The organism is Thioalkalivibrio sp. ALJ16 (assembly GCF_000377345.1).
In the GTDB taxonomy this organism is placed as follows: domain Bacteria; phylum Pseudomonadota; class Gammaproteobacteria; order Ectothiorhodospirales; family Ectothiorhodospiraceae; genus Thioalkalivibrio.
In genome coordinates, this window is sequence record NZ_KB898037.1 from 1,412 (window position 1) to 15,765 (window position 14,354).

The following is a 14,354-nucleotide window of genomic DNA, read 5'->3' on the forward strand; positions in this document are numbered from 1 at the left end:
GCCGGCTTCGCCGGTCGATCCATTCACTTCACCCACCACGGGGACACCGTCCCTCGTGGGGGCGGTCTGTCCCCAACACTCGGAGACAGACCATGTCCTTTGAACAACTGCAGTTCTATCCAACCCCGAAGTCCCTGGCCAAGAAGGCCTGGTCCAAGTTCCGGGATCGCAACTTTGTTCGCGTCCTGGAGCCATCCGCCGGCAACGGCGACCTGTTGGCCGCCGCGCCCTCGGATCGGCGGATGGGGAGATCCCCCATCGACTGCGTCGAGATCGACATCACCCGCCACCCGCGTTTGCGGGACGAGGGTTACTCGGTCGTTGGGCTCGACTTCCTCCAGTTCAATTCCGGCTCGATGTACAGCCACGTCATTCTCAATCCACCCTTCGCCCAAGGCGTGCATCACGCGCTGAAAGCCTGGGACTTGTTGTGGGATGGGGAGATCGTGGCGATTCTCAACGCTGAAACGATCCGAAACCCGTGCTCGAAAGAACGGGGCCGTCTCGTCCAGCTTGTGGAGGCTCATGGCGAAGTGGAGTTCGTTGAAACCGCGTTTGCCGGGGAGGATTCCGAGCGGAAAACCAACGTCGAGGTGGCGCTGGTGTATCTGCGGAAGACCGCTGACCTGGAGCAGGATCTGGCCGGGACGATCATGGAAGACCTTGAGCGGGACTCCATGACGGCCGCAGGGCTCGCGAGCGGCTATCACGAGCCGCAGGAGCTGGCCCTGGGGGGCTCGACCATTGAAAACGCTGTGACCGCCTTCAACGCAGCCGTAAGGGCCGCGCGCGAGTCGGTCTTTTCGGACGCAAGGGCTCGGCGGTACAAGGCCCTCCTGGGGCGCTCAATGGGCGCTGTGACCGGCGGATACTGTGATGATGCCTTCGGGGATAAAACCTCGGTGGAATACGTCCGACGTGAGCTGGCCGAGCGCTACGACGACCTCAAGGATCGCGCATGGACCGGGATTCTCCGATCCTCGCGTGTGACCGACCGGCTGTCCTCGGCCGGGCAGAAGCAGGTTGAGTCGCACTTCGCTCAGATCAAGACCCTGGAGTTCACCGTGAGCAATATCTACGGATTCCTCTTGGGCGTGATCGAGAACCAGGGCGAGATCCAGCTCAAGATGGCGTGCAGCGTGTTCGACCAGATCACCCGGTATCACTCGGAGAATGCCGTGTACTACCGGGGGTGGAAGTCGAACGATCGTCACAGGGAAGCCGGGATGCGGATCAAGATGACCCGCTTCATCCTTCCTGGGCATGAAACGGCATCGTGGAGGCAGAGCCTCGATTTTGATTCCCTTCGTCTACTGAGCGACTTCGACAAGGTCTTTGCGATGCTCGACGGCAAGCAAAAGCCGGAGTACGGCATTGAGGACGCCTTTACCAAGGAGTTTGAATCGCTGCGCTCGGGAGAGCGGGTGAGCAGCTCGTACTTCGACCTTCGGTACTACCCTGGCGCTGGAACGATCCACTTCTTCCCTCGCAACAAGGAGGTGGTGGATCGTCTGAACCGCCTGGTCGGTCGGCATCGTGAGTGGCTGCCGCCGGAAGATGCTCGCGTTAGCGAGGACTTCTGGCTTCAATACGAGAAAGCGGAGCGTTTCGACAAGGAGCTTCGAGAGGAGGTCCGGAAGACCCCGATGGAAAGGTTCTGCTGGGGGTCTCCTTTCGACCAGTTGTGCCGTCGGGACGAAGACGGAAAGCGCCGCGCCCACGAAGCAGTGGACCAGGCCATCGGGCGCGTGCTCGAACGCCATGGCATTGACGTGGACAGGGCGCTGGAAGCGTCTCAGAAGCGTCTCACTGCATGAAGACCACACCCGCCCAGGCATTTGCCTGTGGCGGGTTTTATGACAGAGTTTGAACCACCGCGGCCCTTGCCATTGGCTAGGGGTGGCGTCATTCCCGAGGGTCGCGCGCGGCCCTGGGGAATGACGGCTTTACCGCCCGCCTGAGCGTATCAGGCCCCTGAAAGCACCCCCGGATCGGGCAGGGGTGCGCCGGCTTCGCCGGTCGATCCATTCACTTCACCCACCACGGGGACACCGTCCCTCGTGGGGGCGGTCTGTCCCCAACACTCGGAGACAGACCATGACTGCGCGTATCAAGATCACGTTCGAGCGATGGAAGCCCGTCGATCTGGAACTTGGCGAACCCTCACAGCGGGGATGGATCGATTCCGAGGGCGTCCGAATGGACCCCGAAGATCCCGAGGACCGGTCGGCGGTCGAAGCGGCCGTGGAGTTCCTCAACCGCAAGGGAGCTGTTCACCCCTCCAGTGATCCCCCAACCGGCATCGACCTGTGGTTCTCCACTGAACCCGAGATCGATTTCGAGACCGGGGATCAGGAGATCCGGAGTTACCACCTCAAGGGGTTTTCCGTGGAGGAAGAACTCCAGGTGTTCCACCGGATCCGGTACGGCTAACGCCCCGGGCGGCAGACGCGATCTGCGCGCCCACTTTCTTTTACCCACCACGGGGACAACCGATCCCCGTGGGGGCGGTCTGTCCCCTCCATGCAGGAGATAGACGTATGGCAACGACAGTGATTTACACGACCCTGGGCGAACGCAAGGGGACCAAGCGGTTGTGGCTGGAAGGCCGACGGCTGGCGCGGGCCGGAATCAGTCCCGGCCAGCATTTCGAGCTTACGAGTCTCGATAACGTGAAGGGCTCGCATGACGGCCTCACCCTTCGATTCACCCCAACGGGTGACCGGAGGGTGTCCCGTCGCAAACGCGGCGACCAGGAATTGCCCGTTATCGACGTGTCGGGCGAAACACTGGTGACCGCTTTTGGCGAAGCGAAACGGGTCCGCGTCGTTATCCGTCCTGGCTCGATCGAGATCCGGGTCCACCATCACGATCGAGCAACGGCTGAACGCTCGAAACGGCTTCTACAACGCCTGAATCAAGGCGATCCGCTACGCATGGCGTCTCTGGCCCATGGTGGCGGCATTCTGGACCACGCGCTCCATCGAGGCCTTGCCGCCGCCGGTGTCCCCGTCGAGCTGGCCTTTGCCAACGAGTCGGACGGTGACTACCTGGAGGCATCGCTGGCGAACAACCCGATCTGGAAGTCGGATTCGATCGCCATCGAGGCTCCAATGCAGGATGTGGAATGGCGCAAGCTACCGGCCATCGACATCCTCGCGGCGGGGCTTCCCTGCACAGGGGCCTCCCTCTCGGGTCGAGCGAAAAACCGCTTGGCGAAAGCCGAGGAGCACGAAACCGCTGGTCCTTTGTTCGTCGCGTTCCTAGCGGCGATTCAGACCTTGCGGCCGAGTGTGATCCTGCTGGAGAACGTGCCTCAGTACGGCACCACGACCAGCATGACGGTGATCCGGTCCATCTTGAGCAGCCTCGATTACGAGCTGCACGAGACGGTTCTCGACGGATTTGAGCTGGGCTCGATGGAGCGCCGCAATCGGTTCTGCATGATTGCAACCAACCCGGAGGTTCCATTCTCGTTCGACGGGCTGCGTGCCGTTCGGGATCGTGAGTCGTGCATCCGGGACATCCTGGAGGACATCGACCCTGACGATCCTGCCTGGAAGGCCTACAGCTACTTGGCCGAGAAGGAGGTCCGCGACAAGGCCGCCGGTAAAGGCTTTCGGCGGCAGCTCCTCGATGGATCCGAGGAAAGCCTCGGGACCATCGGGCGCGGGTACGCCAAGGCGCGGTCCACCGAGCCGTTCATTCGACATCCGAGCGACCCGGCACTCACTCGGTTGCTGACACCGAAGGAGCATGCCCGCGTCAAAGCGGTTCCCGAGTCCCTGATCGAAGGGCTCTCCGCCACGCGCGCGCATGAAATCCTGGGTCAGTCTGTGGTGTACGCCGCATTTGAAGCCGTCGGAATGCACCTCGGGCGTGCGCTCGCAGCCTTGCGGGACTCGATGCAGCCACATCAATCCGTCGCGGCATAACCCTTGTCGCTCCGTCCGTGCTCACCCAGCGATCTGCTGGGCGAGCACGCTTTCACCCACCACGGGGACAGCCGATCCCCGTAAGGGCGGTCTGTCCCCTCCATGCAGGAGACTGAGCATGTTCGATCTCGCACGAATCCAGGAAGGCCTGCGGCAGGCTGGCATACTGCTGGCTGTTGCCGGGATCCTGGCTCTGTTCATCGAACGTGGATTCACCGCAGGAGGACTCAGCACCGTGGTCCTGGGCCTGATCCTCTGGCTCGTGGGCTGCTGGGAGAGCTAAGATGATGCTCATGGAAGACTTCGGCGTGTTCATTGGGCTGGCACTGATCGGGATCGTGATGATCGGCGCCTACCTGATCGCCCGCCGGCAAAACCGTCGGCGCCATTGACCAACCGCCACTCCCGCCACTGGCGCGGGGTGGCGTCATTCCCGAGGGTCGCGCGCGGCCCTGGGGAATGACGGCTTTACCGCCCGCCTGAGCGTATCAGGCCCCTGAAAGCACCCCCGGATCGGGCAGGGGTGCGCCGGCTTCGCCGGTCGATCCATTCACTTCACCCACCACGGGGACACCGTCCCCCGTGGGGGCGGTCTGTCCCGAAACTCTGAGGAGACCGCTATAATGGAAAGCATGATTGCGTTCGACACCCATGCCTACGTCAAGAAGCTCCGCTCCGCCGGTGTATCGGAGGAGCAGGCGGAAGTGCAGGCGCAGGCGATGCTGGAGCTCATGGAATCGAGAGTGGCCACGAAGGAGGATTTCCGGCTCCTTCGCGAGCAGATGGCCACGAAGGAGGACCTCCGAGAACTGGAAGCCCGTATGGCCTCCAAGGAGGACCTCCGGGAGATCGGATCGAGGATCGATTCGATCGAGTCGCGTATGGCCTCCAAGGAGGACCTAAAGGCGTTCGTGACCCGTGCCGAAATGTATCGGGCCCTGCTCATTCAAACCGGCGCGATCCTGGCCTCCATGTTCGCCATGCTGCAGTTGATGTGACCACCGGATCCTCTCCGGGGAGTCCCTTTCCTTAAAACGACGCCCCTTCGGGGGCGTCATTCCCGAGGGTCGCGCGCGACCCTGGGGAATGACGGCTTTACCGCCCGCCTGAGCGTATCAGGCCCCTGAAAGCACCTCCGGATCGGGCAGGGGTGCGCCGGCTTCGCCGGTCGATCCATTCACTTCACCCACCACGGGGACACCGCTCCCCGTGGGGGCGGTCTGTCCCCTCCATTCGGAGACAGACACATGCGCTACTCTCAATTTCATGCCTGGGAACCCCTGGACGGGCAACTGCTGGACACCGTGGACAACTTCCGGCGTTTCATCGAAAACGCCGTTGCGTGCCGTCATCCGGAGAACAGCATTGAATACTGGTCGAAGCCCCGCGACATGAACGGCCAAGGCCTCCATGAGTATCTTTCACAGATCCACCACTGCGCCGTCTACGCCCATCCGGGCGGGTCGGAGGGCGACATCATTCGGGTATCGTTTGCGACCCGAGACGGGGAATACATCCCCGTTTGTTTCGCCAAGCTGTTAGGGCCGGAGTTCGAGGTCTGGGACATCACGAAGACCGTCGCCGAGGCGGTCAATGGAATGATCCTCTACCAAGAACAGCCCATGCTTCCCCGTTTGGCGAGCCGTTTCGTTCGTCTCAACCAGGGACCCAGCCTGATCGAACGACCGGACGGCAAAACGCTGATCCTCGAACTGGATGGCAACGGCGATCTCGTCGTGTCCATGGCTGGGGAGCCCCTGAAACCGGAAGCCCACCATCAAGTCGCGGACAAGCCGTGGCTTTTGGAGGCTCTGCTCCGCGAGTACAAGCAGTTCTTCGGAGATATGGGCAACCACCCCCTCGACTTCGTGACGAAACCCGTCACCACGTAAGCCAGCCCCCTTTACCAAGGGGCCCGATCGGTCCATGGATCCATCGGTATTGCCGGTGGGTCCATGACGTTTATTCACCCCAAGGGGACACCGTCCCCATGGGGGCGGTCTGTCCCCTCCATGCAGGAGACAGACACATGCACACCTATGAACTCGCGGAGCTGTATCGCGACCCGCTGTACCAGAAGCGACTCCTGGAGGTCGGCACACGCGCGGAACTGCTTGCCTGGGCCGCCTGGAAGGACCCCAATGGGATGTTTCTCGACCTAGACTGTGATGCCGAGGGGTTGCCTCGGCTGAGCCGCACGGAGGCCGCCAACGCGGTTTCAGGGATGATCGATTTACCCCGGATCGCGGCGGCATCGCTTCCTTCGCCGGAATACCGCACCCTGCGGGTGTCCGACGAGGGCTCACCCCTGGTGGGCGATTACGTCGCCACGCTTCCTGCTCCGGACGCTCTCGGGAGACTGAGGACGCTGCGGAAGGAGGCGAAGGCACTCGGCGGAACTGCGTGGAGCAATGCGCGCGCGGACGTGGTCGAGCTTCCTTGCGCCGCCGGCGAGCGACTGCAACACGTCTTCCGCTGGATCTAATCTGACGGCCTTCGGGCCGTCATTCCCGAGGGTCGCGGGCGGCCCTGGGGAATGACGGCTGATTTTCAACATTTTGAGCCGGGAGGATTGCCCGGAATAGACCCTTGCGGTTGAATGCGTATTACACCGCCCGCCTGAGCGTATCAGGCCCCTTGCCGGCGCCCGTCGGCAAAAGCCCCTACGCGCCGAGAGTGGGGGCGCCGCGACCCCGTAGGCGGCCCGGTGCTAACGGCTGGCCCACTTTTGTCCCTGGCTCGGGTCAGTCGATCAATACCGAGCCTCGGTGGAGGCTCACAAGTCAACTCGTTGGGCCCTCCGGGCCCGGCACGAGTTCTTCTCGAATGGTTTAGGGAGGTCTCCCCACGGCGGGTGCAATGCGTCCGCCGTGGGGAGGCCTTGGTCTCCGTGATCAAAATCACTGGCCGCCCACCGCCAGATGCAGCGTGGGTCCCTTTGTGCGGCACTGCCGCGCCATTCGAGATAGATCCATTCCCCCAAACCATGGATCGCCGGAAGACGACTCGCTACTGCAGGAGGGTGAGATCGATCCGCCCCGGGGACGCCTCCCATTCGACCGGGCCATCGCACAATCGACGCGCCCGGTCCTGACGCACCTCAATCGAAGTCAACTCGCGGATCAGCCACCCCCGACCAACCGGGGTGGCTGGTTACGTTTTGCCCACCTTTGGCAAGTCCTTGTTCCCTCGCTTTCTTCCCCCTCTTTTCCGTTCAGTTATCCACAGTTTTTGTGGATAACTCAAAAACCCTTGGCGCTCGATTCAGGATTTTTCGTAGCCGCCGCAGACGGGGTACGGACAATACGCCTTGTCCGTTGCCTTGGCATCGGATAGCCCATACCCGTAGGGCTGGTGCCCGCGCCTGCCTCCGATGGCGCGGGCCTTTATTCCAAGCAGGCGAGGAAGACATGCGAAAACGGTTACCCGCACTCCTTGTGGCGCTGGCGTTCACCTCCTGGGGGAGCGCCGCCGCTACTGATATTCAGGTGGGCCGATACCTGACCGCCGCTGACGCACCCGCGCCCGAGCAGGTGCAACCCCTGCAGGTCACGGTCCAGATGGATTTTCCCTCGGACATCCAACACGTCGGCGCGGCACTCACCTACCTCCTGACACACAGCGGGTATCGACTGGAGGACCCCGCGACGGCGGACCCTGCCATGCGGGTGCTGCTGACTCGTCCGCTTCCCGAGGTGCATCGAGAACTCGGCCCCTTGAGCCTTGAGAATGCGCTCACCACCCTCGCCGGCTCCACCTGGCGTTTGGTCGTTGATCCCACCATGCGCGAGATCTCCTACGAGCCTCGTGAGCCCTACGCCGAAGCCGCGCGCGCTCGCGGCCGAGCGATCGAGGCCGATAACGTGCGCGACGTGCTCGCACCGAAGCCCCCAACGACCCGCATGTATGGCCCGGTGCAGCGCGGCGAGACTCTCCGCTCCATCGCCGAGGCGATTTCGCCGGGGCAACCGGTGCGTATGGCCGCAGCACTGTTCGAGGCCAACCCGCACGCCTTCTTCCCGGCCAATGCACCGAATCCCAATCAGCTCCGCACCGGCGTCGAGCTGGAAATCCCCAGCGATGCGGCGGCCAACCACCACAGCCCGTCGCGCGCCCGGTCGATTCTGCGAGGTGACCAATGAGCACCACCGAGAAGTCGGAACCCCGTCCATCCCCTCGGCCCGTCCCGCGCTGGCTCAAGGTTGGCGGACCCGTCGCCGGGCTCGCCGTTGTGGTGACATTGCTCCTGATCTTCATGGGCGGCGGTGGCGACGAGACCGAGGAGCCCACCCTCGACGCCCTTGAGCCGGTAACCGAGGACGACGCCAATCGCGTCAACGATCTGGAATTGCTGCTTGCGTCCCTGGAAGCGCGGGTCGCCAGTCAGGACGACGAGCTGCGTACCCTTCGCTCGGAGCACCGTGCGCTCCGGGAGACGCTCAACGGCCTGGAGTCGGCGATCGACAACCGAGACCCCGACCAGGCAGTGACCGATCAACTGAACGCCTTGCAGGGCGAACTGGCGAAGCTGCGGGACGAGGTGGAGCCCTCGGGATCCACCGATCCCATCGAGGCCTTGAGGGACGACCTGGACGCCACACAGCGCCGGGTGACCCGCCTGGAGGCCGTTCCGGAGACACCGGAACCGAATGCCACCCTGACGGGCATCGAACACTGGGGGTCTCGACACTTCGCCATCCTGGAAGGCGCGAACGGTCGCGAGCGGATCCGTGTTGGTGACCGCTACGGGCAATGGACGCTGGAAAGCCTCGACTCGGACGCCGGCGTTGCGGTCCTCCGGCACCCGCGCGGGTTCATGCACGCCCTCGCCATCCACGACGAGTAGGAGCAGGAGAGCATCATGGGTGGAGCTGTCGTTTTACTGTTGATTGGGGTCGGCGTCATCGCGGCCACACACGATCCGGAACCCGAGGTAGCACCCGAGCCGGCCCCCGTCGAGCCCGTCGCAATCCCGGAGCCACCCCCCACCTGCCTCGATCGGCTCGCGGAGCAGGCCCGGGTCGAAGCGGATCTTTCGTCCTCCTGGGAGCGGCGGACCTATTTCATTGACGGCCGCCCCTGCATGCGGGGGCACCCATGACCCGGTCTCGCTACTGCGTGATCGCGTCACTGGTCGCGGTCGGCCTGGCCGGAACCGTTCAGGCCGGTTCGGTCGAGTCCGACGCAACCCGCGCCGAGGCCCGCGCGTCCGAGGGTGTCGAGTCGGCACCGGCCCGGACCCAACATTGGGATCTATCCGACACCGAATGGGAACGATACGACTCCATCATGGAGGGTCCACGAGGACTCTGGACGCCGGATCTGGATCCGATATGGGTCCTGGGTATCCATGCAGAGACCGAGCGCGAACGGCGGTACTACGCCGAGCTGGCCGTGGAGCAGGAGCGGGACCGCGTCACCGGGGAGCTGGCTTTCCAGCATGCCTACGATGCCGCGTGGGATCGCCTGTACCCGGACCGGGTGCTGATTGAGCCCCGTGATCGGTCCGGCGATGCGGGCCGCTCTGCGTCTCGGATCAGTGAACCCAGCGCCCCCACCTTGGCCGACCTTCATGCCGACGATCGCGTGGTACTGGTCGCTGCCCGCGACTGTGCGGCCTGCGCGGAGATCCTCGACCGTGCCGTGGAGCGGTTGCAGGGCGGAGCGCAATGGCGGTTGGACATCTTTCTGACGGATACCGATGCGGATCAGGAGGTGCGCCGATGGGCGGCGGAGAATGCGATTCCGATCGATCTGGTGCGAGCCGGTCGTATCACCCTCAACCACGACGACGGCACTCTGGCCGATCACGACACCCCCTCGCTGTTGCGGCAATCCGGACAGCGCTGGCAGCCGGTCTTGCCCTAGCGCTTGCAACCAAGGCGGCGGCGGGAGTGCCCGAGGGTTACCACCGTGTTGCGCAGGCCGAGGGCGTCCCAGCGGATGTTCTGTACGCCCTGGCCGCCGCCGAGTCTGGCGCGCGGCTCTCTACCGGTGTCGCACGGCCTTGGCCCTGGACCCTCAATGTGGGTGGACGACCGGAGCGATACCGGACCTACCAAGAGGCCCTGGAGGCCCTGGAGCGTCACCTCGCGGCCGGAAAGCGAAACATCGATATAGGACTCATGCAGGTCAACTGGCACTGGCACGAGGAACGGCTCCGGGATCCAGCGCTGGCCCTCGACCCCTATAGAAACCTCCGCATCGGTGCCGCCATTCTGCGTGAACAGTACGAACGCAGCGGCCACTGGCTGGAAGCCAGCGGCCTCTATCACGCGCCCTCGAACACCGCCCACGCCGCCCGTCATCGGGCCCGCGTCCAACACCATCTGGAGGCCCTGCCGTGATCGCGATCGATGTTCCCGCAGCCGGTGACTCCAGCACCGGGAGACTCCGGTTCCAAAAAGGAGACTGCAGTGAATCCCGAATCTCACTGGCTCTACTACCTGCGCGGCGCGCAAGCGGTCGGATTGATCGCGGCGTTTCTCGTCGCACTGGCGTTGATCCACGTCGCGCTGATCCTTGCCGGATTCAGGTATCTGGCCGGCGTAGAGCTAAACCCCCGATCTTTCGGTGTCTGGATCGGCGCACTGGTACTCGTCGGTCTGACCACGCGGATCGCATGGTGGACGTTTGCTCGCCGACGCCGCTCCACGGAACGCGAGGAGTAGCGAACGCCAACGTGTGTAACCAGCGCCGTGACGCTATCGCGCCGCTTGCTGCGCGCACCCTCCACCGGTCCCAAGTTCACCACACGTTTGAGGTCCTGCCGTGATTCCGAAACCCCTTGTGGCTGCTCTGCTGTCCTTCCTCCTTGTGCCCGCTTCTGCGCAGGCCCTGGAGGTGATCCTCGACACTGGCGAAGGCCAACCGGCCGGCCCGTACCTGGAGCGGCTGGAGGGAGCCGAGGAGCCCGCCCCTCGCAGCAGGGCCGCGCTCCCCCCGTTGAATGACGCGGCCGAGCGCATGCTGCCCATCGAGCCGTCCCGCTTGCGCGTGGCACCGCTGCAGGGACAGCCGCCGGCGCATGTGCGCGAGACACTCCGGAATATGCCCCGTCCGCTCTGCCTGGTGGGATCGGACTCGCAATCGCTCGCCTGGCTGGAGCACCACCGCGCGGCCCTGCTGCAGGCAGGGGCCGTGTGCATGCTCGTTCAGGCAGAAACCTCCGAGGACCTCGAGCGGGTGCGCGACACCGCGAACGGGATCCCGGTGCAGCTCTCGCACGGTGATGATTTGGCCGAGCGGTTGCAGCTCGACGTCTACCCGGTCCTGATCTCGCGCGAGGGGATCGAGCAGTGAGTCAGTTGCCCGTCGAGGCCCTGCTGCGGCCGCCGATCGAGTTCTATTCCGCCTTTGTGGCCGGTGCCGCCGCCGTCATCGCAGTCGTCGCACCCTGGGCCTTGATGATGACCCCCTCGATCGCCTGGGTCGCGGCGGCTCTGCTTGGGGCGCTGGCCGTACACCGAGCGCGACAGGGATGGAGGATCATGCGGTATCACCGCCACCTCCGACAGCTGCCCGAGTTTTCAATGAGCGCGAAACAGATCCCCGTCTCGCGCCGGAAGCTCTACCTCGGGCGAGGGTTCCGTTGGACGCAGAAGCACACGCAGCGCCTGCGGGACACGATCCGACCCGAGGTCCAGCATTACGTGGACCCCGGCCCTCTGTACCGCTGGGCGCGTCGCAAGGAAGTTCAGTGGGAGTCCACTCCCGGCCTGCGCGGGATCGCGCGGGCCCTCGGGAAACGATCCTGGTGGAACCCTGCGGCCCCCCTGCCCCCCGTGGGCGGGAAACCCGCGTTGCACGCCGTTGAGCCGGACGAGGAAGACGCCTGGACGGATCTCGGGGAGCGCGTGGGGCATACCCTGGTCCTGGGCACGACCCGGGTGGGCAAGACGCGCCTGGCCGAAGTCTTGATCACTCAAGACATCCGGCGTGGCGACGTCACCATTGTCATCGACCCCAAGGGGGATGCCGAGCTGCTCAAGCGCATGTATGCCGAAGCCCGCCGCGCGGGGCGCGAAGACCAGTTCTATATGTTTCACCTCGGTTACCCGGACCACTCCGCGCGCTACAACGCCGTCGGATCGTTCAGCCGAATCACCGAGGTCGCCACCCGTGTCTCGAACCAGCTCCCGAGCGAAGGCAACAGCGCCGCCTTCAAGGAGTTCGCGTGGCGGTTCGTGAATATCGTTTCACAGGCGATCGTGGCCCTCGGCCGACGCCCGGATTACCAACAGATCCTCCGACACATCACCTACATCGAGCCCCTGCTGATCGAATACTACGAGCACTGGCTCCCTCGCGTAGCGCCCGAAGGCTGGAAAGAGGACGTGGAGCGGCGTGAGGCCAACACCAATGAACGCCAGCTGCCGCGCAACCTGCAGGGTCGGGACCGGCGTGCCGTCGCGCTGATGCTCTACGCCAAGGAGCAGGGGCTTTTCGACCCCGTGGCCGATGGCTTGCGCAGCGCGTTCGAGTACGACAAGACCTACTTCGACAAGATCGTGGCCTCGCTGCTCCCCCTGATGGAAAAGCTGACCACCGGCAAGACGGCGGAGCTGATCGCCCCCGACTATCTCGACACCGACGACCCTCGCCCGATCTTCTCCTGGCGGGAGATCATCCGCACCGGCGGCATCGTCTACGTGGGCCTCGACGCGCTCTCGGATGCCGACGTGGCGGCGGCCGTGGGTAACTCGATGTTCGCGGATCTCTGTTCCGTCGCGGGCCAGCTGTACAAGCATGGGCAGGACGACGGCCTACCGGACGGTGGCCGGTCGGGGCTCCCGACGGTCAATGTGCATGCCGACGAGTTCAACGAGCTGATCGGCGACGAGTTCATCCCCCTGCTGAACAAGGCCGGTGGAGCGGGATTCCAGGTCACGGCCTATACGCAGACCTGGTCCGACGTCGAGGCTCGAATCGGATCCAAGCCCAAGGCCGGCCAGGTTGCCGGTAACTTCAACACACTGGTCATGCTGCGGGTGAAGGAGTACGAGACGGCCGAAATGCTCACGGCGCAGCTTCCGCAGGTCGAGATCAACACGCTCATGCAGGTATCCGGGACCAACGACTCGGCCGACCCCGAATCGGACCAGCACTTCTCCAGCCGCAACGAAGATCGCATCACGGTTTCCGAGGTTCCGCTGCTCACGCCGGCCGACATCGTCACCCTGCCCAAGGGCCAGGCCTTCGCCCTGATCGAGGGGGGGCAGCTCTGGAAAATCCGCATGCCGCTCCCCGATAGCAAAGCGGATCCGGTGATGCCCGGGTCCCTCGCCGACATCGCCGAGCGCATGCAGCGCGATTACACCACGGCCGAGCACTGGTGGCAGGACGCCGCCATGCCGGTCGGTCCGCAGGAATCCGCCTGATGGCAAGCGCGAGCCGACAGGCATCGAAACACCCCGCGCAGCAGCGCGAGCCGGGGCTGATCGGCCGCACGCTGAACCTCGTCGGCCAAATCCTCCTTTGGCTGGTCGCGGCGCTGTTGTTCTCCCTGATCGCGGAATGGGTCGGAATGACCTGGATCTGGCCGGACCAGGGCATCCAGCACAGTCAGCAGATGCTCGAACGCGAGATCGGCTACCTGAACGAGGATTTTCGCCAGTCGATGTTGACCTCGAATCCGGCGGACTTCGCCCGTAGCTTCGCGGATGTGTCCTATCGCTTGATGTTCGAGTACACGGGTATCCATTCCCTGGTCGAATGGCTCTCGGTCCCGGCGCACCCCGAAGATGGTCGATTCGCCCACTCCCTGCGCAACGGGTTTGTCGCGGTGGAGCCCTATGTGCTGGCCGGTATGGCAATCACACAGGTCTTCGCACTCCGCCTGGGGGTGCTGACCCTCGCCATGCCCGTGTTCGTCCTGTTCGCCCTGGTGGCGATGGTGGATGGACTCGTGCAGCGCGATCTGCGCCGCTGGGGGGGTGGCCGCGAATCGTCGTTCGTCTACCACCACGCGAAACGACTGATGGCACCCTCGATCGCCATGGCCTGGGTGGTCTACCTCGCCCTGCCGTTTTCGGTCCACCCGAATTGGGTCATTCTCCCGTTCGCCCTGCTCAATGCGATCACCATCGCCATTACGGCTTCGAGCTTCAAGAAATACCTCTGAGAACCCCACCCGCCTCGGCGAGTGTCACGAGCGCACCGCGTTTCTCCAGTCCCGGACGGCCGGACGCCAAACCCCTTTCCACCGACGTTCGACACCGCACGCCCGCTCGGCCGTGCGATACAGCCCGCGCGACCCGCCCACGTTTCACCCTCGCCAAACCCGCCCTTTCAAAGCCTCGACTGGCACGGTGCCAGGGCTCCACCCATGGCGTCCGAAAAACCCTTGCGATCGGTTTAAGGATTTTTCGTAGTCGTCACGGATGGAAATCACAAGACTGTGGCTCACGCTAACGCCTG

Annotated in this window: 16 protein-coding genes; all 16 read left to right on the forward strand. The window is 64.1% G+C overall.

Annotated features, from left to right (window positions below; genetic code table 11):
• The first annotated feature begins 92 nt into the window (after positions 1 to 92).
• The 16 genes from D000_RS0100010 (at position 93) to D000_RS0100090 (ending at position 14,058) form a co-directional block, all read left to right on the forward strand.
• The gene (locus D000_RS0100010) at positions 93 to 1,817 is read left to right on the forward strand and encodes a DUF4942 domain-containing protein (RefSeq protein WP_018871494.1); all 1,725 of its coding nucleotides are present in this window, start codon (positions 93 to 95) and stop codon (positions 1,815 to 1,817) included.
• 280 nt (positions 1,818 to 2,097) lie between these two features.
• Positions 2,098 to 2,433, forward strand: a complete 336-nt coding sequence (locus D000_RS0100015; protein ID WP_017926590.1) for a hypothetical protein — start codon at positions 2,098 to 2,100, stop codon at positions 2,431 to 2,433.
• 107 nt (positions 2,434 to 2,540) lie between these two features.
• Positions 2,541 to 3,935: a DNA cytosine methyltransferase gene (locus D000_RS0100020; RefSeq protein ID WP_018871495.1), complete on the forward strand. Its 1,395-nt coding sequence runs from the start codon at positions 2,541 to 2,543 to the stop codon at positions 3,933 to 3,935.
• A 118-nt stretch (positions 3,936 to 4,053) separates the two neighbouring features.
• Positions 4,054 to 4,218 carry a hypothetical protein gene (locus tag D000_RS14250; protein WP_018871496.1) on the forward strand — a complete coding sequence of 55 codons (165 nt, stop codon included), beginning with the start codon at positions 4,054 to 4,056 and terminating at the stop codon, positions 4,216 to 4,218.
• Positions 4,219 to 4,558: 340 nt separating this feature from the next.
• Positions 4,559 to 4,933 (forward strand): hypothetical protein, encoded by a 375-nt coding sequence (locus D000_RS0100035; protein WP_018871498.1) that lies wholly within the window; start codon positions 4,559 to 4,561, stop codon positions 4,931 to 4,933.
• Positions 4,934 to 5,182: 249 nt separating this feature from the next.
• On the forward strand, positions 5,183 to 5,827 hold the full coding sequence (locus tag D000_RS0100040; RefSeq protein ID WP_018871499.1) for a hypothetical protein: 645 nt from the start codon (positions 5,183 to 5,185) through the stop codon (positions 5,825 to 5,827).
• A 137-nt stretch (positions 5,828 to 5,964) separates the two neighbouring features.
• A complete protein-coding gene (locus tag D000_RS0100045; protein ID WP_018871500.1) occupies positions 5,965 to 6,420 on the forward strand; it encodes a hypothetical protein in 456 nt (151 codons plus the stop codon).
• A gap of 952 nt (positions 6,421 to 7,372) precedes the next feature.
• Complete coding sequence (locus D000_RS0100050) at positions 7,373 to 8,077, forward strand: hypothetical protein (protein ID WP_018871501.1); 705 nt, start codon at positions 7,373 to 7,375, stop codon at positions 8,075 to 8,077.
• Positions 8,074 to 8,781 (forward strand): hypothetical protein, encoded by a 708-nt coding sequence (locus D000_RS0100055; RefSeq protein ID WP_018993128.1) that lies wholly within the window; start codon positions 8,074 to 8,076, stop codon positions 8,779 to 8,781. The genes D000_RS0100050 and D000_RS0100055 overlap by 4 nt, the downstream gene beginning before the upstream one ends.
• 15 nt (positions 8,782 to 8,796) lie before the next feature.
• The gene (locus D000_RS14450) at positions 8,797 to 9,036 is read left to right on the forward strand and encodes a hypothetical protein (RefSeq protein WP_018871503.1); all 240 of its coding nucleotides are present in this window, start codon (positions 8,797 to 8,799) and stop codon (positions 9,034 to 9,036) included.
• Positions 9,033 to 9,803, forward strand: a complete 771-nt coding sequence (locus tag D000_RS0100065) for a TIGR03759 family integrating conjugative element protein (RefSeq protein ID WP_018871504.1) — start codon at positions 9,033 to 9,035, stop codon at positions 9,801 to 9,803. Before D000_RS14450 ends, D000_RS0100065 begins: the two co-directional genes overlap by 4 nt.
• 158 nt (positions 9,804 to 9,961) lie before the next feature.
• Complete coding sequence (locus D000_RS13615) at positions 9,962 to 10,282, forward strand: transglycosylase SLT domain-containing protein (protein ID WP_369772905.1); 321 nt, start codon at positions 9,962 to 9,964, stop codon at positions 10,280 to 10,282.
• A gap of 69 nt (positions 10,283 to 10,351) precedes the next feature.
• On the forward strand, positions 10,352 to 10,606 hold the full coding sequence (locus D000_RS0100075) for a hypothetical protein (RefSeq protein WP_018871506.1): 255 nt from the start codon (positions 10,352 to 10,354) through the stop codon (positions 10,604 to 10,606).
• A 118-nt stretch (positions 10,607 to 10,724) separates the two neighbouring features.
• Complete coding sequence (locus D000_RS0100080) at positions 10,725 to 11,237, forward strand: PFL_4695 family integrating conjugative element protein (protein WP_018871507.1); 513 nt, start codon at positions 10,725 to 10,727, stop codon at positions 11,235 to 11,237.
• Positions 11,234 to 13,315, forward strand: coding sequence for a type IV conjugative transfer system coupling protein TraD (gene traD, locus D000_RS0100085; protein ID WP_026279642.1), 2,082 nt, complete (start codon positions 11,234 to 11,236; stop codon positions 13,313 to 13,315). The genes D000_RS0100080 and traD overlap by 4 nt, the downstream gene beginning before the upstream one ends.
• A complete protein-coding gene (locus tag D000_RS0100090; protein ID WP_018871509.1) occupies positions 13,315 to 14,058 on the forward strand; it encodes a TIGR03747 family integrating conjugative element membrane protein in 744 nt (247 codons plus the stop codon). Before traD ends, D000_RS0100090 begins: the two co-directional genes overlap by 1 nt.
• Positions 14,059 to 14,354: the final 296 nt, after the last annotated feature.

What these genes read in the sequence shown, in the direction of transcription:
- D000_RS0100035 (WP_018871498.1), top strand. Translation starts at nt 4,559, where the DNA reads ATGGAAAGCATGATTGCGTTCGACACCCATGCCTACGTCAAGAAGCTC.
- D000_RS0100010 (WP_018871494.1), top strand. Translation starts at nt 93, where the DNA reads ATGTCCTTTGAACAACTGCAGTTCTATCCAACCCCGAAGTCCCTGGCC.
- D000_RS0100055 (WP_018993128.1), top strand. Translation starts at nt 8,074, where the DNA reads ATGAGCACCACCGAGAAGTCGGAACCCCGTCCATCCCCTCGGCCCGTC.
- D000_RS14450 (WP_018871503.1), top strand. Translation starts at nt 8,797, where the DNA reads ATGGGTGGAGCTGTCGTTTTACTGTTGATTGGGGTCGGCGTCATCGCG.
- D000_RS14250 (WP_018871496.1), top strand. Translation starts at nt 4,054, where the DNA reads ATGTTCGATCTCGCACGAATCCAGGAAGGCCTGCGGCAGGCTGGCATA.
- D000_RS0100065 (WP_018871504.1), top strand. Translation starts at nt 9,033, where the DNA reads ATGACCCGGTCTCGCTACTGCGTGATCGCGTCACTGGTCGCGGTCGGC.
- D000_RS0100090 (WP_018871509.1), top strand. Translation starts at nt 13,315, where the DNA reads ATGGCAAGCGCGAGCCGACAGGCATCGAAACACCCCGCGCAGCAGCGC.
- D000_RS0100020 (WP_018871495.1), top strand. Translation starts at nt 2,541, where the DNA reads ATGGCAACGACAGTGATTTACACGACCCTGGGCGAACGCAAGGGGACC.
- D000_RS0100045 (WP_018871500.1), top strand. Translation starts at nt 5,965, where the DNA reads ATGCACACCTATGAACTCGCGGAGCTGTATCGCGACCCGCTGTACCAG.
- D000_RS0100015 (WP_017926590.1), top strand. Translation starts at nt 2,098, where the DNA reads ATGACTGCGCGTATCAAGATCACGTTCGAGCGATGGAAGCCCGTCGAT.
- D000_RS0100040 (WP_018871499.1), top strand. Translation starts at nt 5,183, where the DNA reads ATGCGCTACTCTCAATTTCATGCCTGGGAACCCCTGGACGGGCAACTG.